The sequence below is a fragment of the Corallococcus sp. AB049A genome (assembly GCF_003668885.1).
Taxonomy (GTDB): Bacteria; Myxococcota; Myxococcia; order Myxococcales; family Myxococcaceae; genus Corallococcus; species Corallococcus interemptor.
Genome location: NZ_RAWL01000564.1, coordinates 1 through 4,649 on the forward strand (window position 1 = coordinate 1; position 4,649 = coordinate 4,649).

General features: G+C 71.2%; 4 protein-coding genes. 1 reads left to right on the plus strand and 3 read right to left on the minus strand.

The genetic code is table 11. The annotated features are described in order from the left end of the window. The coding region (locus D7X55_RS36160) for an OsmC family protein (RefSeq protein ID WP_368666518.1) at window positions 1–298 on the minus strand (298 nt) is incomplete at its 3' end. A 200-nt stretch (window positions 299–498) separates the two neighbouring features. Between D7X55_RS36160 and D7X55_RS36165 the strand changes: the two genes are divergently transcribed. After that, on the plus strand, window positions 499–1,878 hold the full coding sequence (locus D7X55_RS36165) for an MFS transporter (protein ID WP_233610277.1): 1,380 nt from the start codon (window positions 499–501) through the stop codon (window positions 1,876–1,878). Here the strand turns inward: D7X55_RS36165 and D7X55_RS36170 are convergent. Both D7X55_RS36170 and D7X55_RS36175 read right to left on the minus strand, forming a co-directional pair. Further along, entirely contained in the window at window positions 1,826–3,133 is a 1,308-nt protein-coding gene (locus tag D7X55_RS36170; RefSeq protein WP_120547743.1) for an FHA domain-containing protein, read from the minus strand. The genes D7X55_RS36165 and D7X55_RS36170 overlap by 53 nt on opposite strands. A 2-nt stretch (window positions 3,134–3,135) precedes the next feature. Beyond that, a partial coding sequence (locus tag D7X55_RS36175) for a thiol reductase thioredoxin (RefSeq protein ID WP_121725412.1) occupies window positions 3,136–4,649 on the minus strand: 1,514 nt, incomplete at its 5' end.

Consider the following 4,649-nt stretch of genomic DNA (forward strand, 5'->3'; position numbering starts at 1 on the left):
GGCGGATGGGGGTGGCGTGGGCCAGGTTGTCGCTGACGGGGCAGCGCGTCTCCACTTCGCGCAGCAGGTGGGCCAGCTGTTCCTGCGTGACGTCGCCCTTCACGTGGATGGTGGCGGTGAGGGACTGGTAGCCCGCGTGCGCCGCGAGGATGAAGTCGAGCGGGCTGGGCGCGCCGTTCTGGCCGCCCAGCTCCACGGGTTCGTCCATGAAGATCTTGAACGCCTGCGCCTCCGTGGTGCTGCGAGCCATGCTCTCGCCCACGGTGCGGACCTGACCGGTGTACATCGGCTGTGCCATGTCGTTGGCCTCCTGCACTGCATACGCAGGCAGGGCGCCGGACGGGTTCGCGGTGCTTTTTCCGGGTGGGCAGTGTTGATGACCTTGAAGTCCAAGGTGTTCGGGGCAGACACCGCGACAGGCGGCCCGGTACAAGGCCTGAAGCGGCCCGTCCTCCCAGGGCGCGTAGGGGCATCCCTTGGGGGGAGGCGGCGGAGACCTTGACCCCTCCACAACGGCTGGTCCTGGGAATCGCCGTGCTCGCGTCGCTCGTCACGTTCCTGGACGGGGCGATCATCAACGTCGCGCTGCCCGCGATGGTGCGGGACCTGGGCGGCGGGCTCACCCTCCAGCAGTGGGTGGTGGATGCCTATCTCATCACGCTGGGCTCGCTGATGCTGGCCGCGGGCTCGCTGTCGGATGTCTTCGGGCGCAAGCGCATCCTGCGGCTGGGCCTGCTGGGCTTCGGGGCGACTTCTCTGTTGTGCGCGCTGGCGCCGACGGGCGCGGTGCTCATCCTCGCGCGTGCACTGCAGGGGGCCACGGGCGCGCTGCTGGTGCCGGGCTCGCTGGCGCTCATCCTGTCCTTCTTCTCCGGCCCCGAGCAGGCGAAGGCCATTGGCGCGTGGACCGGCTGGACGGGAGGCGCGTTCATCGCGGGGCCGCTGGTGGGCGGGCTGCTGGTGGACACGGTGGGCTGGCGATGGATCTTCGGCATCAACGTGCTGCCCATCGCGCTGACGCTGACGCTGCTCGCGCGCATGGAGGAGCCCGCCCGGCCGGAGGGCGCGCGCGTCGACGTGCTGGGGGCCGTGCTGGCATGTCTGGGATTGGGCGGTCCGGTCTACGCGCTGATTGAACAGGGGTCGGTGGGCTGGACGCATCCCACGGTGCTGGCGTCGCTGGGCGTGGGCGTGCCGGCGTTCCTCGCGTTCCTCTGGCAGGAGCGGCGGTCGTCGCACCCGATGATGCCCCTGGGGCTGTTCCGGGCGCGCAACTTCTGGGTGGGCAACCTGGCCACGACGTCCATCTATGGGGCGCTGGCGTTGAGCGAGTTCGTCATCACGCTGTTCCTCCAGCAGGTGGGAGGACTGCGCGCGACGCTGGCGGGCCTGGCGCTGCTGCCGACGACGATCATCATGTTGTTGTTCTCGTCGGTGTTCGGCGGGCTCGCGGGGCGGTTCGGTCCTCGCCTGTTCATGGCGGTGGGGCCGTGTGTCGCGGGCGCCGGGTTCCTGCTCATGCTGCGCGCAGGCACGCCGCTGGACTTCTGGACGCAGATGCTGCCGGGCGTGCTGGTGTTTGGCGTGGGGCTGACGACGACGGTGGCGCCGTTGACGGCGGCGGTGCTCGGGTCCGTTCACAAGGAACAGGCGGGCATCGGCTCGGCCATCAACAACGCCATTGCCCGGGTCGCGGGGCTCATCGCCATCGCGTTCACGGGGCTCATCATGGGCCCGCGACTGGACGTCGCGGGCTTCCACCGGGTGATGATCGTCTCCGCGGTGATGCTGGTGCTGGGCGGAGTCATCTCCGCCCTGGGCATCCTCAATCCTCGGCGGGCTGGAGGGAGAAGTACACGGCCTCGGTCCCCAGGTTGAAGGTGTCCCCGTCGGAGATCTTCTGGCGCTTGATGCGCTGGTGGTTGATCCACGTCCCGTTGGACGAACCCAGGTCCTCGATGAAGTAGTCGTTGCCCTCGCGCACGACGGCGGCGTGCTCGCGGGAGACCCTGCCGGACTTCACCACGAGGCTGCACTGCGGACCGCGTCCCAGCGTGAAGCGCTCCACGTCCACGCGCGTGCCGGGGTCGTCCGGGCTCAGCCGCACGAACAGGTCCATGCGCGCGGGGGCCTTGGGGGCGGGCTTGCGGCTCCGGTTGGATTCCGCGGGCGTGTTCTCCACGGGCTCGGAGGCGCGCAGCACGCGGCCCTGCCTGCGGCCGGCGGAGGCCTTCTCGGCCGGAGGTGCCACGAAGGGCAGGTCCTGCTCGGGTTCGCCTTCCGCGCCCGGGTCCCGCGGCTCCTCGTCCGCTTCGGATGCCGCGGCCGCGTCTTCGTCGGAGCCCGTGGCCTCCTCACCCGTCTTGGCTTCTTCGGGGCCTGAGTCGTCGGCCTCGTTGGCGCCCGGGAGTTCTTCGGAGCCGATGGCCGCTTCGATGTCCGCCGCGGATCCGTCGTCTTCTTCCTCGGGGGCCGTCGAGTCCTGCTCGTCCGTGCCGGAGGGCTCCTCGTCGGCGGCCGCCTCGTCCTCCGAAGCCTCGTTGTCCTCTTCGGCCGACGCGTCTTCACCCGCGCTGGACTCGCCCGTGTCGGGGGCATCGGCTTCGGACGCTTCGTCCTCGTCCGACGCTTCGTCCTCGTCCTCGTCCTCGTCCGACTCCTCGGCCTCCTCGTCCGACTCCTCATCCTCATCGGACGCCACCGGCACGTCGCGGGGCAGGGTGACCGCGTCCACCGCCGCCAGGACCTCCTGCATGCGGGAGCGCGCGTGGGCCGCCTCTTCCGCGGGCGTCGGGGCCTTCACGGGTTCGGGCTCGGCGACCGCGGACACGGCGGGCTTCGCGGGCGCGGCGGCGGGGGACTCAGCCGGGCGCACCGGTGCGGCGGAAGGGACCTCGGCCGGGCGCACCGGTGCGGGCTCCGGGGGCCGGGCCGCCGGGGCTCGCACGGGCTCTCCCTCGGCCGCCACTCCGAGCGCCACGGGCGTGGGTGACACGTAGCCGTTCTGTTTCGCGAGCAGGAACAGCGCCTGGGCCACCAGGGCGTTGCGGTCCACGCCCAGGTCGTGGCTCATCTGCTCCAGCGCCCGCCACAGGGGCTCCGCGACCTCGATGGTTTCACGAATCCGATTCATGCCTAGCTGCCCCTCAGGTTGCTCTGCCACGGAGAGACGTGATCCGGGTCATTGAGCCAATAGAACATCGCTTGCGTCTCCGCGTACTGCCGCTCCGCGATGGACACCAGGTTCGGGTGCAGGTCGCCCAGCGGGACGCCCTCGAACAGGAAGCCCTGGCCGGGCTTCGTGGTGCTGGCGTTCCCCCGGAACTTGCGGTCCCGGCTCTGCCACAGCCGCTGCGAGGCCTGTCCCGCCGCCTGGCCATAATCCGCCGGCGGCGCGACGCGCGTGGGCATCCGGAACGACGTCTCTCCGCACGACCACAACAGCCACGACAGCGCGCTCCAGTCCCCGCGCAACATCAGCGTCAGGTCCGCGAGCCCCATCTCCAGGTCGAGCGTCTCGTCGACCTCCACCAGGTCGTCATCATCTCCCGCCAGTTCGTACTGCTTCAGCTCCACCGGCCCATCGCCCAGCAGTCCTGACAGGTCCGGCGGCAGCCAGGAGACCGAAGCACCGGGCTTGAACCGCTGGAGCAGCGCGCCGCGCATGGCCTGAAGCCGCGTGGCGTACCTGCGCACCATCTGCTGGATGGCCTCCAGGGACTGCGCGGGCTTCTCCGGCAGGCCGTCGTAGGCGCAGCGCGGAGGCTCCTGGCCCGCCCAGAAGTCGAACCGGGGGTACAACGCCCGCGCGTACGTGGCCAGGAACGCGGCCGTGTCCGGCTCCACGGAGGAGAGCCCTTCCGCGTCCTTCCGCACCTGATCCGCCACGCCCAGGTTCAGCAGGATGAGGCCGCGCGTGAACAGGTACGCCTTGCGCTCCGGCGCCAGCAGCATCGCCGCGTGCAGGAAGTCCAGCGCCGCGCGCGGCCGGTCCGTCTGATCCAGCAGCACCGCGTACGCCCGCAGGATCGTGGCGGCCTCTCCGCCGCGCATGAGCGCGTCCGCCATGGGCGCCCACGACCGGCCCGCTCCCTGCACCACGTCGTCCGCGACCTCGCGGGCCGAGTCCTGGGTGCGCGGCAGCGTCAGCTCCTCCAGTCCGTCCTTCAACGGCTGGACGTCCAGGGACGTGGCGCAAGCGCGCGCCGTGGCGAGCAGGGCCTCGCGGTAGCGCCGCTCCGCGCGGGCCACCTTCGCCAGCTCGCGCCAGCCCTCCGCGCTCCGGGGGAGGTTGGAGAACACCATCGAGCGCGCCAGCGCCTGCTCATCCTGGGCCTGGCCCAGGTCGCGCTTGAGCACCACCGCCCGCTGCGCGTCCATCAGGGACCACTCGCCGCACGCGAGGTCGCCTTCCGCGCGGCCCTCCTCGAAGTGCACGCGGAAGTCCGCGTAGGTCTTCTCCGCGCGCGACCAGTAGCGCCCGTGGCGCCGTCCGTCCTCGAACTCGGCCTCCCAGAGCAGCTGTCCCTGCACGTCCCAGAAGCGGGTGAGGCCGTGGCGCTCGCCGTCCGCGTTGAGCGTCACCCGGGTCCACTGGTTCAGGTCCTCGCGCAGCTCCGCGTCCTCGGGCAGGTGCGCCGGGCGGGTGG

Excerpts from the sequence above, each read along its gene's own strand:
- D7X55_RS36170 (WP_120547743.1), bottom strand. The coding sequence starts at position 3,133 with ATGAATCGGATTCGTGAAACCATCGAGGTCGCGGAGCCCCTGTGGCGG.